Source organism: Variovorax sp. 54 (genome assembly GCF_002754375.1).
GTDB lineage: Bacteria > Pseudomonadota > Gammaproteobacteria > Burkholderiales > Burkholderiaceae_C > Variovorax.
The window spans coordinates 2,860,528-2,879,652 of record NZ_PEFF01000001.1; the positions used below are offsets into that span (position 1 = coordinate 2,860,528).

At 69.0% G+C, this 19,125-nt stretch carries 14 protein-coding genes; 7 read left to right on the forward strand and 7 right to left on the reverse strand.

The genetic code is table 11. The annotated features are described in order from the left end of the window. The first annotated feature begins 33 nt into the window (after window positions 1-33). Window positions 34-1,008 (forward strand): tripartite tricarboxylate transporter substrate-binding protein, encoded by a 975-nt coding sequence (locus tag CLU95_RS13235; protein ID WP_099793754.1) that lies wholly within the window; start codon window positions 34-36, stop codon window positions 1,006-1,008. 173 nt (window positions 1,009-1,181) lie between these two features. On the opposite strand, the gene CLU95_RS13245 is transcribed toward CLU95_RS13235, so the two are convergent. Continuing rightward, window positions 1,182-3,311, reverse strand: a complete 2,130-nt coding sequence (locus tag CLU95_RS13245; RefSeq protein WP_099793758.1) for a hypothetical protein — start codon at window positions 3,309-3,311, stop codon at window positions 1,182-1,184. A gap of 181 nt (window positions 3,312-3,492) precedes the next feature. On the opposite strand from CLU95_RS13245, the gene CLU95_RS13250 reads away from it, so the two are divergent. Then, complete coding sequence (locus tag CLU95_RS13250; RefSeq protein ID WP_099793760.1) at window positions 3,493-4,476, forward strand: helix-turn-helix transcriptional regulator; 984 nt, start codon at window positions 3,493-3,495, stop codon at window positions 4,474-4,476. A gap of 67 nt (window positions 4,477-4,543) precedes the next feature. Here the strand turns inward: CLU95_RS13250 and CLU95_RS13255 are convergent, their stop codons facing one another. Next, entirely contained in the window at window positions 4,544-6,673 is a 2,130-nt protein-coding gene (locus CLU95_RS13255; RefSeq protein WP_099793762.1) for a PQQ-dependent dehydrogenase, methanol/ethanol family, read from the reverse strand. Between the two features lie 143 nt (window positions 6,674-6,816). On the opposite strand from CLU95_RS13255, the gene CLU95_RS13260 reads away from it, so the two are divergent. Next, on the forward strand, window positions 6,817-8,076 hold the full coding sequence (locus CLU95_RS13260) for a helix-turn-helix domain-containing protein (RefSeq protein ID WP_099793764.1): 1,260 nt from the start codon (window positions 6,817-6,819) through the stop codon (window positions 8,074-8,076). A gap of 18 nt (window positions 8,077-8,094) precedes the next feature. Here the strand turns inward: CLU95_RS13260 and CLU95_RS13265 are convergent, their stop codons facing one another. From CLU95_RS13265 to CLU95_RS13285, 5 genes are all read right to left on the reverse strand, one after another. Further along, window positions 8,095-9,249, reverse strand: coding sequence for an ROK family transcriptional regulator (locus CLU95_RS13265; RefSeq protein ID WP_099793766.1), 1,155 nt, complete (start codon window positions 9,247-9,249; stop codon window positions 8,095-8,097). Window position 9,250: 1 nt separating this feature from the next. Continuing rightward, window positions 9,251-10,054 (reverse strand): ATP-binding cassette domain-containing protein, encoded by an 804-nt coding sequence (locus tag CLU95_RS13270; RefSeq protein WP_099793768.1) that lies wholly within the window; start codon window positions 10,052-10,054, stop codon window positions 9,251-9,253. 1 nt (window position 10,055) lies between these two features. Further along, a complete protein-coding gene (locus CLU95_RS13275) occupies window positions 10,056-11,246 on the reverse strand; it encodes a sugar ABC transporter permease (RefSeq protein ID WP_099793770.1) in 1,191 nt (396 codons plus the stop codon). Between the two features lie 138 nt (window positions 11,247-11,384). Next, window positions 11,385-12,407: a D-xylose ABC transporter substrate-binding protein gene (gene xylF, locus CLU95_RS13280; RefSeq protein WP_373670038.1), complete on the reverse strand. Its 1,023-nt coding sequence runs from the start codon at window positions 12,405-12,407 to the stop codon at window positions 11,385-11,387. 444 nt (window positions 12,408-12,851) lie between these two features. Next, complete coding sequence (locus CLU95_RS13285; protein WP_099793774.1) at window positions 12,852-13,583, reverse strand: TetR/AcrR family transcriptional regulator; 732 nt, start codon at window positions 13,581-13,583, stop codon at window positions 12,852-12,854. 63 nt (window positions 13,584-13,646) lie between these two features. On the opposite strand from CLU95_RS13285, the gene CLU95_RS13290 reads away from it, so the two are divergent. The 4 genes from CLU95_RS13290 (at window position 13,647) to CLU95_RS13305 (ending at window position 19,108) form a co-directional block, all read left to right on the forward strand. After that, on the forward strand, window positions 13,647-15,809 hold the full coding sequence (locus CLU95_RS13290; protein ID WP_099793776.1) for an alpha/beta hydrolase fold domain-containing protein: 2,163 nt from the start codon (window positions 13,647-13,649) through the stop codon (window positions 15,807-15,809). Next, on the forward strand, window positions 15,806-17,032 hold the full coding sequence (locus CLU95_RS13295; RefSeq protein WP_218967440.1) for an ABC transporter substrate-binding protein: 1,227 nt from the start codon (window positions 15,806-15,808) through the stop codon (window positions 17,030-17,032). The genes CLU95_RS13290 and CLU95_RS13295 overlap by 4 nt, the downstream gene beginning before the upstream one ends. A gap of 100 nt (window positions 17,033-17,132) precedes the next feature. Further along, complete coding sequence (locus CLU95_RS13300) at window positions 17,133-18,155, forward strand: thiamine pyrophosphate-dependent dehydrogenase E1 component subunit alpha (RefSeq protein WP_099793778.1); 1,023 nt, start codon at window positions 17,133-17,135, stop codon at window positions 18,153-18,155. Continuing rightward, a complete protein-coding gene (locus tag CLU95_RS13305) occupies window positions 18,146-19,108 on the forward strand; it encodes an alpha-ketoacid dehydrogenase subunit beta (protein ID WP_099793780.1) in 963 nt (320 codons plus the stop codon). The genes CLU95_RS13300 and CLU95_RS13305 overlap by 10 nt, the downstream gene beginning before the upstream one ends. Window positions 19,109-19,125: the final 17 nt, after the last annotated feature.

A 19,125-nucleotide genomic window follows, 5' to 3' on the forward strand; every position in this document is an offset into this window, starting at 1 on the left:
CCCTTTCCATTTAAAAATTCCGTCGGAGACATCATGAAGAAACTGTTTGCCCTTGCGGCGATTGCCGCGGCCGCCGTCGGCGCACACGCCCAGGATTTCCCCGCAGGCAAGCCCGTGACGCTGGTGGTGCCGTTCTCGGCCGGCGGCCCGACCGACCGCGTGGCCCGCGACCTGGCCGAATCGCTGCAGAAGACGCTGGGCACCACGATCATCGTGGACAACACCGCCGGTGCCGGCAGCTCGATCGGCACCGCCAAGGTGGCGCGCGCCAACCCCGACGGCTACACGCTGCTGCTCAACCACATCGGCATGTCGACGATGCCGGCGCTGTACCGCAAGCTGCCGTTCAGCGTCGAGAACGACTTCGAATACGTCGGCATGGTCAACGAGGTGCCGATGACGCTGATCGGCAAGCCCGGCCTGCCCGCCAACAACTACAAGGAACTGGCAACCTGGATCGCCGCCAACAAGGGCAAGATCAACCTGGGCAACGCCGGCCTGGGCGCCGCCTCGCACCTGTGCGGCCTGCTGTTCCAGAGCGCACTCAAGGTCGAGATGACGCCCGTGCCGTACAAGGGCACCGCGCCGGCCATCGCCGACCTGCTGGGCGGCCAGATCGACCTGCTGTGCGACCAGACCACCAACACCACGTCGCAGATCGAGGCCAAGAAGGTCAAGGCCTACGCCGTGACCACCAGCAAGCGCCTGACGACGCCCGCGCTGAAAGACCTGCCCACGCTGGACGAGTCGGGCCTGAAGGGTTTTGAAGTGTCGATCTGGCACGGCGTGTACGCCCCCAAGGGCACGCCCGCACCGGTGCTGAAGAAGGTCAACGAGGCCATCAAGGCCGCCATGAAGGACCCGGCCTTCATCAAGCGCCAGGAAGGCCTGGGCGCCGTGATCATCACCGACAAGCGCGTCGAGCCCGCCGAGCACAAGAAGTTCGTCTCGGCCGAAATCGCCAAGTGGGGCCCGATCATCAAGGCCGCCGGCGTGTACGCCGACTGAGCTGTTGCTCGCCCCCAGGCTGCGCGCACTTCGTGTCGCTGCGCCAACCCCGTACCGGGGGCAACACCTGAGGCCCGGCAAAGCCGGTTCCTCGGTGTTCCTGGAACTGCATGAAAAAGCCGCCGGCCCGAAAGGACCGGCGGCTTTTTCAATTGCGGTGACAGCAGGAAGAATCAGGGTGCCGGGACGGTCCACACCTCGAAGTTCTTGCGCACCTCGACCTGGCGCGCGGTGCGTGCCGTGAAGATGAAGCTGCTGACCGACGCGCCCTGCGCATATTGGTAGGCGTTGTTGCCGACGCTCGTGCAGTGGTTGTCGCTCTGCGAGTTCACCGGCTGGCAGGTGATGACGGCCTTGCGCGCCGAGGTGCGCACGGTGATCGAGTCGGTGAAGCGGTTGTTGTTGGGACCGCGGCCGGCCACCAGGAAGGTGGTCGGGGCGTAGGCGCCGCTGGGCACCGACCAGCCGTCCTGGTTGCCCTCGGCGCTGAAGTCGATGTTGTTGGCGTCGGGGTCGGACGGAACCGGCGCGCCGAACACGATGCCGCGCGGAACGCCGTCGATTTCCGACATCAGCTCGGCGCGCAGGGCCGGCGTCATTTCCACGGTCGGCAGTTGCGCGGCTTCGGCGACGGTCGGCACGCGTGCAAAGGTGCGCGCGTACTGCACGGGGTTGGTTCCGCCGGCTGCCAGGAAGAACTCGAACTTCCACACCGTCTGGTCGGGAATGGCACGCAGCTGCGCGTCGTCGAACTGCGGCGAAGCGAAGAGATTGCCGCTCTCGAAGCTGGCCGGGTTGCCGGTCTGCGCCGGATCGACGTAGCGCCCCGCCATGCGCCAGACCGACGTGCCCAACGCCTGGCCGCCGGCGGTGCCGTCGCTCGTGAGCACCAGGCTGTTCATCCCGGCCCGGGGCACGAGGACCACCTCGCGGCCCGCCAGCGCGGGCGAGGTTGCCACCACCTTCGAGAAGATCGGGTTGCCGCTGCCGTCGACCAGGTTGTCGACCGTGAAGTTGTAGCCCGCGGCGTGGTACTTCAGGTTCGCGTGCTTCAGGTAGTCCTTCTGCTCCTGCGTCGGGCGCACCCCCACGCGGTAGGCGTTGCTGTTGCCGGTGAGCTTGAGCGCGCCATTCACGACCTTGGCGTTGAACACGTCGTTGTCGGTGTTGCCAATGCTGTCGGTCCAGCGGTAGGTGAGCGCGACGTCGCCGCCCGGGTAGAAGTATTCGAAGTTGCCGCGGTCGTGCTTCAGGTTCGTGGGGCCGAAGCGGAACAGGCTTTCGAAGGGCCGGCGCGGGCCGCTCGACGCGCGCCCGATGTGCAGGCCGGCCGTCACGAAGCCGGCCGGGTCGTCGCCCACGAACAGCGTGCGGCAGGCCGGCGCGACCACATTGACGGCTTCGCCGAAGGCATTGCCGTCGGCGCCGATGGTGCTGTCCACGCGCTCGTTCAGCGGCAGCGCATAGCAGGCGTTGAGGCGGTCCAGCAGGTCTTTCACCATCGCCGGCGTGGGCGGCTGCACGAGGGCTGCGGCATCGACCGCGGGCAGCGGTGCGATGGTGCTCTCGCCGGTGCGGAAGACGATGGACACCGGCGCGCTCTCTTCGCTCGCGGGCTGCGCCTTGACGGTGATCTCGATGTTGGCGGCCGTGCCGTCGGGGCGCACCGAGACGTTCAGCGTGTCCAGCACGCGGTCTTGTCCCGTGCCGTTGGCCTGGAAGGTGCCGTTCATCGGGTCGATGCTGAGGTTAAGCGCGTCCAGCAGCGGCTTCAGCGCGGCCACGAGCCTGGCCACCTGGTCGCTGATGGCGCCCGGCGTCACGGCGCCGGCATCGGCCTGCACGGCGGCGGCCAGCTTCGAGGGGTCGCCGTTGGGCGACAGCTGGGCCACCACGACGGTGGTCAGCGGCGTCACGTTGGTGGTGCCGGTGGCGGTGCTGGCGGTGGTGCTGTAGAGCGTGAGGTCGTCGCGCACGGCCTGGATCACCAGCGGCGCCTTGGTGCCCGCGGGCAGCACGCAGCTGTAGGTGCCTTCGGCCGGCACCGTCACTTCGCAGACCTTGGCGCCGGTCTGGTCGAACACGGTGAGCGCGGCGCCGGCAAAGGCCGCGCCGGTGGCCACGGTGCCGCTCAGCGTGCCGGGCGATTCGGCGGCGGGCGGCGTGCCGCCATTGCCGCCCGTGCCGACCGGGAATGCAAAGCCACCGCCGCCTCCGCCACCCCCTCCGCCGCCGCAGGCGCCGAGGATCAACAGGGTGGCAAGGGACAGGGCATGGGGAATTCTGGAGGTGGAGTGAGGCATCGTGGGTCTCTCGAAAAGGGAAAGGGCCTGGGCAGCAACCGAGGGCGCTGCAAACAATAGCTTTCGCTTTTGGAAATCAAATGATGCAAATGCACCATTCTTGAAACCCTGCGGCCGAGCCCCGCGCGCGTCCCCGGAACATGGGATGGGCAGGGGGCGAGGCGGCTGGAAGACTCCGCGCATGACTTCCCCGGCCCCTGCTCCGCGCGATTTCAGCGAGCTCCTGTTGCGGCTGTACCGCCTCTCGCACGAGCTGCCCATCGATGCCTTCCAGGACGCGGCGCTCGACCTCATCAAGCCCGTGCTGCCCTTCGATTCGTCGATGTGGGGCACCGCCACCCGCACCGACCACGGCATCGACATCCACACGATCCACCTGCACAACCAGCCGCTCGAGATGGTCACGGCCTACGAGCAGGTCAAGCACATGGACACGGCCGCCGGCGAGGTGGCCAAGCAGTCGAACGCCACGCTCGCCTTCAATGCGCAGGCGTGGTTCTGCCGCGACGACCAGGCCGAGCTGCGCGACTACGGCCGCCGCTTCGAGCAGGCCAACTTCTTCATCACCTCGGACTCGAACCCGCAGACGAGCTTCGTCCACTGGCTCAGCCTGTTCCGCGCCGACCCCGACGCCCGCGGCACGGAGGAAGAGCGGCAGCTGCTCGCCAGCCTCTCGCCGCACGTGATGCAGGCACTGGCGATGAACCGCGTGATGCACCTCGATCGCCTCGAAGCGGGCGGCGCGTCGCCCAGCGGCTCGGCCATCGGCGACCTGCGCGGCGTGCTGTACCACGCCGACCGCCTGTTCGAAGCCACGCTGAGGGCCGAGTGGCCGTCCTGGCACGGCCGCACCCTGCCCGATGCGCTGCTGCAGCACTTTCTGCAGGGCCATGCGCGCTTCAACGGGCGCGAGATCGTGGTCACGCACCGCGTGGAGCAGCACCTGCTGTTCCTGCGCTGCCGCCCGCGCTGCCGCGCCGACAGCCTCACGCCGCGCGAGCACACGGTCGCCGAGCTGCTGGCGCGCGGCGACACGCACAAGGACATCGCCGCCATCCTGAACCGCTCGCCGGCCACGGTGCGCAACCACATCCAGTCGATCTACGACAAGCTGCAGGTGGGCAACGTGGCGGGGCTGATCCACGAGCTGCGGCTGGCGGGCTGACGAGCGCCCAGCCCCAAAAGAAAAGGCGCCGATGGCGCCTTTTCTGTTTGCATCCGCGCGCTGCGCCCTACTTCGGCCGGATCGCGTCCGCCGTGCCCTGGATGAAGGCCTTGATGCTCTCGATGTCGTCGCCCGAGAGCTTGCCCGTGAAGTCGGGCATGCCGCGCGACATGGCCGGGCCCTTGAGCACGAACTTGTCGAGGTTCTCGATGTAGGCCGGATCGAGGTAGCCCAGGTTCGGGATGTTGCCGCCGCGGTCCACGCCCGGCACGCCGTGGCAGAACACGCAGTTGCTCACGTACAGCAGGGTGCCGGCCTGGACCTTGGCGGGGTCGTACTTCACGCCCTGCACCAGCTTGGCCATGCGGTACTCGACGAACGCGGGCATCTTGGCCGTGCCGCCGACCGCGAAGGTGTAGACCGTGCCCGGCCCCTGCCGCTCGGTGGCGCGCTGCGCCAGGCCGTACACGCCGCCCCAGCCCACGGCCACCGACACGTACTGCTTGCCGTCCACCATGTAGGTCGCGGGCGCCGCCACCACGCCGGTGCCGGTGGGCGTTTCCCAGAGCTTCGTGCCGTTCTTCGCGTCGTAGGCCACGAGCCGGCCGTCCGCCGTGCCCTGGAACACGAGGTTGCCCGCGGTGGTCAGCGTGCCGCCGTTCCATGGCGAGGCGTAGTCGACGCCCCAGGCTTCCTTCTGCTTGATCGGGTCCCAGGCCACGAGGCGGCCGAATGGCTTGCTGGTGGGCGGCTCGACATTGGCGAGCTTGCCGAGGTTCCAGCCCAGCGCCGCGTGCGGCCGGCCGGGGACGTTCTCGTCGAACTTCCAGTCCTTGTCGTCCATCAGGTTGATCGGCACATGCTGGGCGGGCAGGTAGGCCAGGCCGGTCTGCGGGCTGTAGGACATCGGGTGCCAGTTGTGCGCGCCAAAAGGCCCGGGAATGGCGTCGTTGGGCTTGGTGCCGTCGCGTGCGGCGGCGACGCCGATCGGCCGGCCGTTCTTGTCGTAGCCCGTGGCCCAGTTCACTGCGGTGAAGTTCTTCGCCGAGATGAACTTGCCGTTGGTGCGGTCAATGACGAAGAAGAAGCCGTTCTTCGGCGCGTGCAGCAGCACCTTGCGCGCCTTGCCGTCCAGCTTGACGTCGGCCAGGATCATCGACTGCGTGGAGGTGTAGTCCCAGTTGTCGCCGGGCGTCTCCTGGTAGTGCCACTTGTACTTGCCGGTGTCGGGGTCGAGCGCGACCACCGAGCCCAGGTAGAGGTTGTCGCCGCCACCCGGGCTGCGCGCCTTGTGCGACCACGGCGAGCCGTTGCCGGTGCCCACGTACATCAGGTTGAGTTCGGGGTCGAAGGCGAAGCTGTCCCAGGCGGTGCCGCCGCCGCCGGCTTCCCAGTACTTGCCGCTCGGGTCCCAGGTCTTGGCGGCGCGCGCCATCGACTCGTCTTCGAAGGGCTTGCTCGGGTCACCGGGCACCACGAACCAGCGCCACTTCTGGTCGCCGGTCTTCGCGTCGTAGGCGGTGACGTAGCCGCGCACGCCGTACTCGGCGCCGCCGTTGCCGATGATGACCTTGCCCTTGAACACGCGCGGCGCGCCGGTGATGGTGTAGCTGCCCTTCTGGCCGTCGATGGTGTTCTTCTCCCACACCTTCTGGCCGGTGGCGGCGTCGAGCGCGATCAGGCGGCCGTCGTAGGCGGCCACGTAGACGCGGCCTTCGTACAGCGCCACGCCGCGGTTGACCACGTCGCAGCAGCCCCGGAAGCCCTTGGAACGGTCAACCTGCGGATCGAAGCTCCAGATTTTTTGCCCGGTGCGCGTGTCGATCGCATGCACGATGCTCCACGAGGCCGTGACGTACATGATGCCGTCGACCACCAGCGGCGTGGCTTCCACGCCGCGCGTCGACTCCAGGTTGTACGACCAGACCAGCCCGAGCTGCTTCACGTTGCCGGCGTTGACCTGGTCGAGCTTGCTGAAGCGCGACTCGGCGTAGTCGAGCCCGTAGCTGGGCCAGTCGGGCGTCTTCTTCGCCGCGTTGGCGCGCACGAAGTTGCTGTCGACGCGCTTGGCGGCCGCGCCGGCGCGGTCCTGCGGGGTGGCCGCGGTCTGGGCCAGCGCCGGGGCCGCAAGGCCCAGGCACAGCAAGGCGCCCGCAAGCAGGCGCCGCCCGGAAAGAGGCTTTGTTGTCGTCTTCATCGTGGTCTGTCTCCTTCGTCGTTCTGCCCCAAGGATCGTTCGCACGGCACCGGCCTTCACCCCCGGGATTTCCCCAGTCCAGCCTTGTTCCATTGCGGAACACATTCGAGACGGTCCTTGAATCCAGAAGAGGCGGCGAACCCATGGCGCTCGACAGGCTCGGCACGGCGGATGCGCCGCGCCAACTCTTTGCCAGCACGCCGGCGCAGCGCGTGGCGCTGGCGCGGCAGCAGTTCTTCGAAGAAGGCGTGCGCCCCTCGGGGCTGGTCGGTGAGGCGGTCATCCAGTCGTGGATGCGCTGCAGCCGCACCCACGCCGACCGGCAGCGCGTGGTGTCCTTCGACGCGGTCACGCCCAGCCGGCTGCACACCACGCTCGCGCGCAACCGCGAGCTGCTCGACGTGGCGCGGCACGAGCTCGCGCAGATGGAGCACATGCTCGCGGGCACCGACTGCCGTGTGATCCTGACCGACCGCGACGGCGTCGTGGTGCACGTCACGAGCCAGCCCGCCGGCACGCACCAGCCCGTGCTGCGCCAGACCGCGCGCCTGGGCGTGAACATCTCCGAGCGCGTCGTGGGCACCACGGCGCCGGGCATCGTGGCCAGCACCGGGCAGGCCTGCACCGTGGACGGCGCCGAGCACTACTACGACGTGCTGTGCCACATGCAATGCGCGGCGGCGCCGATCCGCGACGTGAGCGGCCAGCTCGCGGGCGTGCTCGACCTCACGGTGGAGGCGCGGCGCTTCGGTTTCGACGCGGCCTCGATGGTGGCGCTGCACGCCACCATCATCGAGAACCGGCTGCTGCAGGCGCAGTCGCGCGACCACCTGATCCTGCGCTTCCAGGCCAGCCCCACGCTGCTCGGCACGCCGCTAGAAGCCCTCGCCGGCATCGCGCCTGACGGCACCATCGCGTGGCTCAACAACGCCGGCGCGCGGCTGCTGGGGCGGCTGCCCGAGGCGCCCGACGATCGCGACGTCGAATGCCTGCTGGGCCACGACTTGGCAAGCCTGCTGCGGCTGGGCCGTCGCGAGGCCGCGCAGCCGCTGCGGCTGGCGAGCGGGCTCGGCGTGTGGATGCAGGCGCAGCTCAAGGGCGCGGACGGCGCGGATTTTCGGCATGCGGTGGCGATGCCCGACGTGGCGAGCGTGCAGGTCGAGTCACCCGCGGCGCTCGAGGTTCATGCGGAACCGCCTGCGGCGCTGCCCCCTGTCAGCGACACCGAGCCGACGCCGCCCACCGAAACGTTGCGCGAGCACAGCCGCAAACTGATCGAAGACACGCTCGCGGCGCACGGCGGCAACGTGTCGCAGGCGGCGCGGCAGCTGCGCGTGTCGCGCGGCACGCTGTACCGCCGGCTGCGCGGCTGGCGCGACGACGACGGCAGCGCCGCGGACTGACTGACGGACAGCGAAGGTTCAGGCGCCGGCGCGCGCCAGTGCCCGCGCGCGGCGCGCCTTCGCATCGGGCTGCAGCGGCCGCAGGTAGTCGTGCAGCGCCAACGCCGCCGCCCCCACCGCGGGCGCCAGTGCTTCATAGCGCGCAGTGCGCAGCTCCGGCGCCGGCATGCCGGCGCGCTCGGCGTGGCCCTTCACGCCTTCGAACGCGGCCTGCGCGAACTCCGGATGGTCCGCGCAGACCTTGCCCCCGAGCACGATCGCGCGCGGGTTGAAGGTGACCCACAGGTTCTGCAGCAACACGCCGAAGAAGGCGGCGGCGCGCGCCATGTCCGCGCCCTCGCGTGCCAGCACGCGCGAGCCGAAAAAAGCCTCGGCGCAGCCGCGCCGGCCGCACGAGCACAGCGGCCCGTCGAGCTGCAGGATGGTGTGGCCGATCTCGCCGGCCATGCCTTGTGCGCCCGTGAAGAGGCGGTCGTTCAGCACCACGCCCGCGCCCACGCCGACGTCGCTGTTGACGAAGATCAGCGGGTCTTCGCCCTCGCCCGCCGCGAACTCGTACTCACCGAGCGCAGCCGCATCGGCGTCGTTCTGCAGCTGCACGGTGACGCCCGGCAGGCCTGCTGCAGCCAGCGCCTTCTCGAGCGCAGGCAGCAGGTTCACGTTGCGCCAGCCGAGGTTGGGCGCGAAGCGGACCACGCCCGTGCAGTCGTCCACCGCGCCGGGCACGCACACGCCGATGCTCGACAGGCGCAGGCCGCGCTCGTCGAGCTGCGCGTGCGCAGCCGCCGCCATGCGCGCGAGCTGTGCACACACGCGGCCGGGCTCGCCGTCGTCCAGCGGCTGGGCTTCCGCATGCAGCACCTCGCCCTGCAGCGAGACGCAGACGAGGCGCAGCGTTTCGACGGCGATCTCCACGCCCATCAGCGCGCGCACGCCGACGTTGATCTGCAGCGGCGTGGACGGCCGCCCGAGCCCGTCGGCCACGGCCGCGCCCGATTCGCTCAACCAGCCTTCGTCGAGCAGCTCGCGCACCAGCAGGCTCACCGTCGATTTGGTGAGCCCGCTTTCGCTCGCGAGCCGCGCGCGCGACAAGCCCGGCTGCGCGCGCAGCAACCGCAGCAGCACGCTGCGGTTCATGCGCTTCAACAGCTGCTGGTCGCCGATGGTCTTCATGTCATGCCGCTGCAGTGGCCGCAGTTGCGGCGTGGTGCGCCTGCTCCCGACCCTCGGGCCGCTTGCCGGCAATGATCATTCCGAGCACCTCGTCCTCGGTGACATCGGCCGTGCGGTAGGTGCCCACGAGCTTGCCGTTCTTCATCACCGCGAGCCGGTCGCTCAGCGAGAACACGTCGGGCATGTCGTGCGTGATCAGGAAGATGCCCACGCCGTCGGCCTTGAGCTGCTTCACCAGCCCGCCGACCATCGCGGTTTCTTCCGGCCCGAGCGCGGCGCAGGGCTCGTCCATGATCAGGATGCGCGCATTGAAGTACAGCGCGCGCGAGATCGCCACCACCTGCCGCTGCCCACCCGACAGGCGCCGCACCGGGATGCGGATGTTGGTGAAGTTCTTGTTCAGGCGCTGGAACACCTTGCGCGCCTGCACTTCCATGAAGTGGTCGTCCAGCGTGTTCCACGCTGTCATCTTCTCGCGGCCGAGAAAGAGGTTCGCCACCGAGTCGAGGTTGTCGGCCAGCGCGAGCGTCTGGTAGATGGTCTCGATACCCTGCGCCTGCGCTTCGGCGGGCGTGCGGATGTGGACCTTCTCGCCCGCGATGAGCGTGTCGCCCGAATCGATCGGGTAGGCGCCCGCGAGCATCTTCATCAACGTGGACTTGCCGGCGCCGTTGTGGCCCAGGAGCGCGACCACTTCGCCGGGGTAGAGGTTGATGCTCACGCCGTCCACGGCCTTCACGCCGCCGAAGGCCTTGCGGATCTCGCGCAGCTCGACGAGGGGTTTGGTGTTGTCGATGTCGGCCATGTCAGTTCTCCCCGAACTTGCGGCGATAGAGCACGTCGAATACCACGGCGACGATCAGCACCTGGCCGATGATCACCATGCGCTTGCCGATCGGCACGTCGAGCAACAGCATGCCGCTGTCGAGCGATTGCATGATCAGCGCGCCCAGCACCGAGCCGAAGATCGAGCCGCTGCCGCCCGCGAGCGCCGTGCCGCCGATGACCGCTGCCGCGATCACGTACAGCTCCATGCCCGTGCCCAGCGAGTTGGTGCCCGCATTGAGCCGCGCGATCGACACGATGGCCGCCACCGTCACCAGCACCGCCAGCAGCGCGAACAGCATGAGCGTGACGCGCTTGACGGGAATGCCCACCAGCGCCGCCGCGTCGGGGTTGCCGCCCATCGCGAACACATAGCGCCCGAAGCGCGTGCGGTGCACGATGAACGACAGCACGATCGCCACCGCCGCCCAGATCAGCACCGGAATCGGAATGCCCTGCGGCTCGCTCTTGGACGAGATCTGGTAGCTGTTCATCACCCAGGCGAAGCCGGCCACCACCGCCACCGGCACTGCGGTGAGCAGCACGTCGAGCCACAGCGCCTCGGTCGGCATGTCGTAGCGCTGGCGCGCGCGGCGCTTTTGCACCATGCGCCCGAACAGCACCAGCGCCACCAGCCCCGCGAGCACCCAGCTCGCCGTGACGCCGATGCCGCCGTCGTAGCCGCCGCCCAGGCGCTGGAAGAACTCGTCGTTCACCGGCTGCGTCTTGCCGTCGGCCACCAGGAAGGCCGCGCCGCGAAACGACATCAGGCCGCCCAGCGTGACCACGAACGACGGCACGCCCAGCACCGCCGTGAGCCAGCCCTGGTAGATCGACACCAGCAGCGCCACCGCGAGCCCCGCGAGGCAGGCCGTGGGCCACGACCAGCCCGAGGTGTATTGCAGGTAGGCGATGAGCACGCCGACAAAACCCATCACCGAGCCCACCGACAGGTCGATGTGGCGCGCCACGATGACCAGCACCATCACCGTGGAGACGATGCCGACCACGGCCGTCTGCTGCGCGACGTTGTAGAGGTTCTCGGGCGAGAGGAACACGCCGCCCGACATGACGCTGAACGCCACCGCCATCGCGGCCAGCAGCACGCACATCAGGATCAGGCGCAGGTCGATGCCGGTGCGGCGCCACCAGCCGGGTGTTGGATCGCTCATTTTTTTCAAGCCCCCTCAGGACGGACTACAGGTGCGCAACCGCCTACCGGCAGGCCCTTGCGGGTCTGTCGGAAGCGTGTTGCGAAGAAATGGAGGGGCGCGTTCAGCAAGCGGCTGAACGCGCCGGTGATTGCTGCGTTACTTGCAGGCCGCGGGCGCGTTCGCACCCGAGACGCCCTTGCAGAGCTCGTCCTTCTTGATCCAGCCGGCCTTGACGATCACGTCGAGGTTGTCGCGCGTGATCGGCACCGGCGTCAGCAGGCGCGAGGACAGCGAGATCTTCTTGGCGCCGCCGGCCCAGGGCGCGGCCTTCTCGACCGCCTTGCCCGCTGCGAGCGACACCGCGGCCGTGGCAGCTTCGCGACCGAGTTCGCGCGAGTCCTTCCAGATCGTCGCGGTCTGCGTGCCCAGCGCCACGCGGTTCAACGCGGCAAAGTCGGCGTCCTGGCCCGACACCGGAATGCCGCGCAGGCCCTTCGCCGTGAGCGCCGCCACCGCGCCGCCGGCGGTGCCGTCGTTGGCCGCCACCACCGCGTCGACCTTGTTGCCGTTCTTGGTGAGGATCTGCTCCATGTTCTTCTGCGCGACCTCGGGCTTCCAGCCTTCGGTGTACTCGTCGCCGACGATCTTGATGTCGCCCTTCTTGATCGAGGGCTCGAGCACCTCTTGCTGGCCCGCGCGCAGGAAGTCGGCGTTCGGGTCGCTCGGCGAGCCCTTGATGATCACGTAGTTGCCCTTGGGCTTGACCTTGAGCACCTCGCGCGCCTCCATGCGCCCGACCTCGACGTTGTCGAAGGTGATGTAGAACACGCCCGGCGCCTCGATCAGCCGGTCGTACGCCACCACCGGCACCTTCTGCCGCGTGGCCTTCGTCACGGCGGGCAGGATCGCGTCCTTGTCCATCGCCAACACGATGAGCGCCTTCGCGCCCTTGGACATCAGGCCCTCGATGTCGCCCAGCTGCTTCTCGGGCGAGCCGCCCGCATCGGCACTGATGTACTTCGCGCCGAGTTTTTCAAGCTGCGCCTTGATCGCGGCCTCGTCGGTCTTCCAGCGTTCTTCCTGGAAGTTGGACCAGCTCACGCCGACCACGGTCTGCGCCATCGCGCCCACGGCCGTGAGACCGAACGCCAGGGCGGCCAGGGTGTGTTTCGTTGTCAGTTGCATCGGTGTCTCTCCTCAGAACGGTTTGCCGAGCGTGACGCTGGCGTGCCGGGGTAGTTAGTTTGAGTGGCGAACTAACTATCCCATCGGGTGGGGATTCCGGGCACCCGGGAATTCCCGGACGGCGCTGGGCGCCGCAGATACAAATGGAAAACTCTGGGGACAGTTTCCGGACAAGCCCCCTGTTATCCACAGCGGAAGCGACCGCGCCCAAGTTGTTCCTTTTTTGATAGCACCTCGGAAGCAGGGGAGCACACAGTGTCCAAGGTGCGGCAAGTCGTTGTCAGGCAAGGAAAAAAGTGCCCTGTCCACAGGGCGGGTTTACCCTTATCTACTACTACTAACTTAAATAAGAAGAATAAATAGAGAAGAGAGCCGGAAGCCCGCAGGCGCAAGGGCGCCCCTGAAGGGGTGGCAATGCCGCCCCAGCGCTCGCGCGGGTCAGGCCTTTTTGCGCCGGGTCGTGGCGCCCGCCGTCGCCTTGCGCGCGGGCAACTCCGCCTCCACCAACGCCAGCGTGCGCGCCGAAGGCGGCGCTTCGAGCACGCCTTGCAGCGTGTCCATCACGTTGGAGATGGTGTAGCTGCGTTCCCAGAAACGGCTGGGGTCCTCGCTGTCTTTCGAAGACTCCCAGGCCGCCCACACGGCGTTGCCGTAGATGTTGCCCGCCAGGGTCAGGCGTTGCTCCAGGATCGGTGCGGGCATGTCGGGCAGCAGCCGCGCCAGGTGCGCGAAGCAGCGCTTGTAGCCGGCGTTCCACTTGTCCTCCAAGGCCTCGCGCAGGAACGCACGGTTGTTGAGCTGCAGGTTCGCGATCAGGCGGATGTAGGTGGCCTGACCCGTGCGCTCCGACAGCTCGAGCAGCGGCAGCGTGAGCGCGTCCAGCACGCTGGGCAGGGTCACGTTGCCCTCGCGTTCAAGCACGTCGAGCATGGCCTGGCGTATCTCGTCGATGACGCGCGCGCCGTCCACGACCAGCTCGCGTGCCAGCTCCAGCTTGTTGCCGAAGTAATAGCGCAGCGACGCGTTGTTGCGCTGCTCGGCGGCCGAGACGATGTCCTGCACCGACACGCCGTCGATGCCGCGCAGCGCAAACAGCCGCTGCGCTTCTTCCTTCAGTCGCGCACGCGTCTCGATGCCGTCCGCACGAAGGGTTTTTACCGATGGGGCCATGAGTTTATCGAGTTAACTTAACTAACCGAACTCGGTTAACTATACGGAAAACAGGTGTCCAAAATGAAGATTCTCATTGTGGGTGGCGGCATTGGCGGCCTGACGACAGCGCTGGCGCTGCGGCATCACGGCATCGACGCGATTGTGCTGGAGCGTGCCGCGCAGATGGCCGAGATCGGCGCCGGCGTGCAGATCGCGGCCAACGGCACGCTGGTGCTGCGCGAGCTCGGCCTGGAGCCCGCGCTGGCGCAGGTCGCCACGGTGCCCGAGCGCTACGACTACCGCGACCTGCACACAGGCCGCCTGCTCTACCTCGCGCCGCTGGGCGCGGAGGCAGCGCAGCGCTATGGCGCGCTCATGTACAACGTGCACCGCGCCGACCTCGTCGCCCTGCTCTACAACGCGCTGCCGCGCGACACCGTGCGCCTCGGCGCCGAATGCGCCTCGATCTCGCAAGACGCCAAGGGGGCTCGCGTGGTTCTCAAGACCGGCGAGGTCATCGAGGCCGACGCGGTGATCGGCGCCGACGGCATCCACTCGGCCGTGCGCACCGCGCTGCGCGGCCCCGAGGAAAAGCAGTTCGCCAACATCCTCATGTGGCGCGCGCTGATCCCGGCCGCACGGCTCGAGGGGCTGGCGCTGCCGGTGGCCGGCAACAACTGGTTCGGCCTGCGGCGCAGCGTCGTGTCGTACTGGGTCCGCAAGGACCTGTACAGCATCCTGGCCGCCGTGCCCGCCACCGAGGTGCGGCGCGAATCGTGGACCGAGAGCGGCGACATCGGCGAAATGCTCGACTCGTTCCGCGGCAGCGAGCCGACGGTGCAGCACATGCTCGAGCAGGTGGACTCGAGCTTCATCACGGGCATGTACTACCGCGACCCCATCGAGCACTGGACCACGGGACGCATCACGCTGCTGGGCGACGCGGCGCACGCGATGGTGCCGTACCTCGCACAAGGCGCCTGCCAATCCATCGAGGACGCCTGGGTGCTCGCGACCTGCCTGCACCGCCATGGCGCCAAAGGCGGTGACGGCGTGGAGGCCGCGCTGCTCGAATACGAACGCCGCCGCCAGCCGCGCACCACGCGCATCCAGGCCGGCGCACGCTTTGCTGTGAAGCAGTCGCACGAGCCCGACGAGGAATCGGTGCGCCACCGCAACGGCCGCTGGCGCGGCCTCTCGCGCATCGATCCGCTCGCCGAAACCTCGTGGGCGTTTGCGTGGGGCCACAACATCCTGGAAGCGGCCCAGCAGCCAGCCGGCGAAGTGGTGGGCCTGAGCGCGGCACGCGAAGGCAAGCGCATGGCGCGGCCCGAGAGCCAGCGCGCCTTCGACCTATGGAAGAGCGCCATCGGCTCCGAAGACATCGCGCGCGGGCACCGGGGCCAGCGCGAGGCCTACGAACGCTTCCTCACGATGCACTTTCCCGCGCCCGCCACGCTCGGCGTCACGCCGGTCGAACTCAACGGCGTGCCGGCCTTGCGCGTGGACGGCGGCGCGCCGCAACCCGCCGGCTCCGTCGTGCTGCATTTCCACGGGGGCGCCTATGTGATGGGCTCGGCCGCGAGCTCGGCCGAATACGCCGGACGGCTGTCCGCGGCCCTGGGCGGCGACTGCTACACGGTCGACTACCGGCTCGCCCCCGAGCACCCCTACCCCGCCGCGATCGACGACGCCTTCCAGGCCTACCGCGGCCTGCTCGCGCGCGGCGTGGCGGCATCGCGCATCGTGCTGAGCGGCGAGTCTTCGGGCGGCGGGCTGGCGCTCGCGCTGGCCCTGGGGCTGGCGCGCGCAGGGCTGCCGCAACCGGCGGGCGTGATCGCGGTCTGCCCGTTCACCGACCTGACGCTGTCGGGCCCCACCGTGCGGCAGAACTCGGGGGACGATCCGGCGGCGCATCGCGATTCACTCACGCAGCTCGCGGCGTCGTATTTCCAGGGCCACGAGCCCACCGACCCCCTGGTGTCGCCCCTGTTCGGCGACCTGCGCGGCCTGCCGCCCCTGTTCCTGTCGGCCGTCCAGGGCGAAGTGCTCGAAAGCGACACGACGCGCTTCGCCGAAGCGGCCCGCGCGGCGGGCGTCGACGTGCGCCTGGACCTCGTGCCCGATTCGGTCCATGTCTTCACGCTCTTCCCGTTCCTGCCGGAGGCGCAGCGCACGCTGGCCGAGGCCGGGCACTGGGCGCGCGGCCTGCGCGCGTCGTCGCAACAGAAGGAGGCCGCATGAGCACGTTGCATCGCATGACCGCCTGCGCACTCGCGTGCGCGTTGTCGCTGTGCGCCCCCGCGGCCGTCGCGGCGCCGGGGCTCTCGGACCAGGTCGTGAAGGTGGGCGTGCTCACCGACATGAACAGCATCTTCTCCGAGCTCGGCGGACGCGGCTCGGTGGTGGCCACGCAGATGGCCATCGACGACTTCAGGCGCGACGCCAAGCCGGCCTTCGCCATCGAGATGGTCTCGGCCGACCACCAGAACAAGGCCGACATCGGTGCCAACAAGGCGCGCGAGTGGTTCGACACGCAGCGCGTCGACATCGTGGTGGACGCGATCAATTCGGCGGTGGCGCTGGCCGTCTCGAACGTGGCGCGGGAGAAAAAACGCCTGCTGTTCGCCACCGGGCCCGGCTCGATGCGCCTGACCAACGAAGAATGCTCGCCCTACACGGTGAGCTACACGTGGGACGCCTATGCCACGTCGCGCCCCACCGTGGCGGCGCTGACGAAGGCCGGCACCGACAGCTGGTACTTCATCACCGTGGACTACGCGCTCGGCCAGTCCATCGAACAGGAAGCCACCGCCGCCATCACCGCGGCGGGAGGCAAGGTGATCGGCAGCGCGCGCCATCCGTTGAGCGCCTCGGACTTCTCGTCCTTCGTGCTGCAGGCGCAGTCGTCGAAGGCCAAGGGCGTGGCCATCGCCAACGCGGGCGGCGACCTGATCGGCGCCGTGAAGGCCGCGCGCGAGTTCGGCCTCGGCAAGGCGCAGACCCTCGTGCCGCTGAGCGGCACGCTCAACGACGTCCAGGCCATGGGGCTGGCAACGGCCCAGGGCATGGTGCTGACCGAGGCCTTCTACTGGAACCTCAACGCGCAGACGCGCGAGTGGAGCCGGCGCTTCTTCGAGAAGCAGAAGAAGATGCCCAACCTCATCCACGCCGGCACCTACTCGGCGGTGACCAACTACCTGAAGGCCGTGCAGGCTATCGGTACCGACGACGCGGACGCCGTCATGAAGCAGATGAAGTCGGTGCGCATCAACGACATGTTCGCGGCCAACGGCCACATCCGTGACGACGGGCGCATGGTGCACGACATGCTGCTGGTGCAGGTCAAGAAGCCGTCGGAGTCGAAGGAGCCCTGGGACTTCTACAACGTGAAGGCCGTGGTGCCCGGCGATCAGGCGTTCCAGCCGCTGGCGGAATCTCGCTGCAACCTGGTCAAGAAGCCCTGAGGAAGATCGCTGGGGAGCGGCGGGTAAGCCCGATACCTGATTCCGTCACGTTTGATACGATTTTTCTCCAAGCGCAGCCCCGACAGGCGCCGGAGACCATATGGAATCGAATCTTCCCCCCCACGCCGGCGAGGTGCTGTACCGCGTCATGGTGCGCATCCGCGCCTTCGAGAACGCCGCCGAAACCGCCAGCCAGGGCGGGGTCAGTGCCTACGGCCAGCAGGCGGGCGGCGCCGCCAAGGTGCGCGGGCCGCTGCACCTCTCGACCGGGCAGGAGGCCGTGCCGGCGGGCGTGTGCGCCCACCTGCGCACGAGCGACTACCTCACCTCCACGCACCGCGGCCACGGCCACACGCTGGCCAAGGGCGCGGACCTCACGCGGATGATGTGCGAGCTGTTCGGCAAGGCCACGGGCTTCAACGGCGGCAAGGGCGGCTCGATGCACATCGCGGACTTCTCGGTCGGCATGCTGGGCGCCAACGGCGTGGTCGCGGCGGGCTTGCCGATCGCCGTCGGCGCGGCGCATGCGCAAAAACTCTTGAAGCGCAGCGACGACATCACGGTCTGCTTCTTCGGTGATGGCGCGATCAACCGCGGACCGTTTCTCGAAGCGCTGAACTGGGCGCGCGTGTACGACCTGCCCGTGCTCTTCGTCTGCGAGGACAACCGCTGGAGCGCGACCACCGCGAGCGGCCCGATGACGGCCGGTGATGGCGCCTCGGCGCGCGCTGCGTCGATGGACATCGCGGCGACGCAGGTCGACGGCAACGACGTGTTCGCGGTGCATTCCGCCGCGCAGCGGCTGGTGGCCGAGGTGCGCAGCGGCGCGGGGCCGCGCCTGCTGCACGCGCTCACCTACCGCGTGAAGGGCCATGTGTCGGTCGACCTCGCGGCGTACCGCGACCCGGCCGAGCTGGCGGCCGCGCTGGAGACCGACCCGATCGCGCGCGCCCGCGGCCACCTGCTCGACACGGGCGTGGCCGCTGCGACGCTCGACGCCATCGAGAACGCCGCGCGCGACGAGGTGGACACCGCCCTCGCCGTGGCCGACGCGGCGCCCTGGCCCGAGGCGAGCGCCGCCTTCACCGACGTGCAGACCACGGGAGCAGGCCAATGGCTGTGACGACGCTGAGTTATTCCGAAGCCGCCGTGCGCGCGCTGCAGCAGGAGATGGACGCCGACCCGCGCGTGGTCGTGCTCGGCGAGGACGTGGGCCGCGGCGGCATCTTCGGCCAGTACAAGGGCCTGCAGCAGCAGTACGGCGCCGAGCGCGTGATCGACACGCCGATCAGCGAGGCCGCGATCATGGGCGCCGGCGTGGGCATGGCGCTCGCGGGGCTGCGCCCCGTGGTCGAGATGCGCGTGGTCGACTTCGCGCTGTGCGGCATGGACGAGCTGGTGAACCAGGCGGCAAAAAACCGCTTCATGTTCGGCGGCCAGGGCCGCGTGCCGCTGGTGGCGCGCATGCCGGGCGGCATCTGGGACGCGTCGGCGGCGCAACATTCGCAGTCGCTCGAAGCCTGGTTCGCGCACCTGCCGGGCGTGGTGGTGGTGAGCCCCTCGACGCCGCAGGACAACCACGGCCTGCTGCGCGCGGCGCTGCAGTGCGGCGACCCGGTGGTCTACATCGAACACAAGACGCTGTGGGGCCTGCGCGGCGAGGTGGACGACACGCTGGTGGTGCCGCTGGGCCAGGCGGCGCGCGTGCGCGAGGGCAATGCGCTCACGCTCGTGAGCTGGAGCAAGCAGATGCAGCCTTGCGCCGCGGCCTGCGACGCGCTGGCGGCCGAGGGCATCGCGGTGGACCTGATCGACCTGCGCACGCTGTGGCCCTGGGACCGCGAGACGGTGCTGTCGTCGTGCGCGCGCACGGGGCGGCTGCTGGTCGTGCACGAGGCGGTGCAGGCCGCGGGCTTCGGCGCCGAGATCGCCGCGAGCGCGGCCGAGGCCACGGGCTGCCGCGTCGCGCGGCTGGGCGCGCCGCGCATTCCGGTCGGCTATGCGCCGGTGCTGGAGGCGCAGTCGCGCGTCGGCGTGGACGCGATCGTGGCGGCGGCGAAGAAGCTGGCCGGCTGACACGCGAGAACCAAAGC

Bases quoted from the DNA above. Each gene is read 5' to 3' on its own strand.
- CLU95_RS13305 (WP_099793780.1), top strand. From the start codon at position 18,146: ATGGCTGTGACGACGCTGAGTTATTCCGAAGCCGCCGTGCGCGCGCTG.
- CLU95_RS13265 (WP_099793766.1), bottom strand. From the start codon at position 9,249: ATGAAGACCATCGGCGACCAGCAGCTGTTGAAGCGCATGAACCGCAGC.
- CLU95_RS13295 (WP_218967440.1), top strand. From the start codon at position 15,806: ATGAGCACGTTGCATCGCATGACCGCCTGCGCACTCGCGTGCGCGTTG.
- CLU95_RS13275 (WP_099793770.1), bottom strand. From the start codon at position 11,246: ATGAGCGATCCAACACCCGGCTGGTGGCGCCGCACCGGCATCGACCTG.
- CLU95_RS13270 (WP_099793768.1), bottom strand. From the start codon at position 10,054: ATGGCCGACATCGACAACACCAAACCCCTCGTCGAGCTGCGCGAGATC.
- CLU95_RS13245 (WP_099793758.1), bottom strand. From the start codon at position 3,311: ATGCCTCACTCCACCTCCAGAATTCCCCATGCCCTGTCCCTTGCCACC.
- CLU95_RS13285 (WP_099793774.1), bottom strand. From the start codon at position 13,583: ATGGCCCCATCGGTAAAAACCCTTCGTGCGGACGGCATCGAGACGCGT.
- CLU95_RS13290 (WP_099793776.1), top strand. From the start codon at position 13,647: ATGAAGATTCTCATTGTGGGTGGCGGCATTGGCGGCCTGACGACAGCG.
- CLU95_RS13235 (WP_099793754.1), top strand. From the start codon at position 34: ATGAAGAAACTGTTTGCCCTTGCGGCGATTGCCGCGGCCGCCGTCGGC.
- CLU95_RS13300 (WP_099793778.1), top strand. From the start codon at position 17,133: ATGGAATCGAATCTTCCCCCCCACGCCGGCGAGGTGCTGTACCGCGTC.
- CLU95_RS13255 (WP_099793762.1), bottom strand. From the start codon at position 6,673: ATGAAGACGACAACAAAGCCTCTTTCCGGGCGGCGCCTGCTTGCGGGC.
- CLU95_RS13260 (WP_099793764.1), top strand. From the start codon at position 6,817: ATGGCGCTCGACAGGCTCGGCACGGCGGATGCGCCGCGCCAACTCTTT.
- CLU95_RS13250 (WP_099793760.1), top strand. From the start codon at position 3,493: ATGACTTCCCCGGCCCCTGCTCCGCGCGATTTCAGCGAGCTCCTGTTG.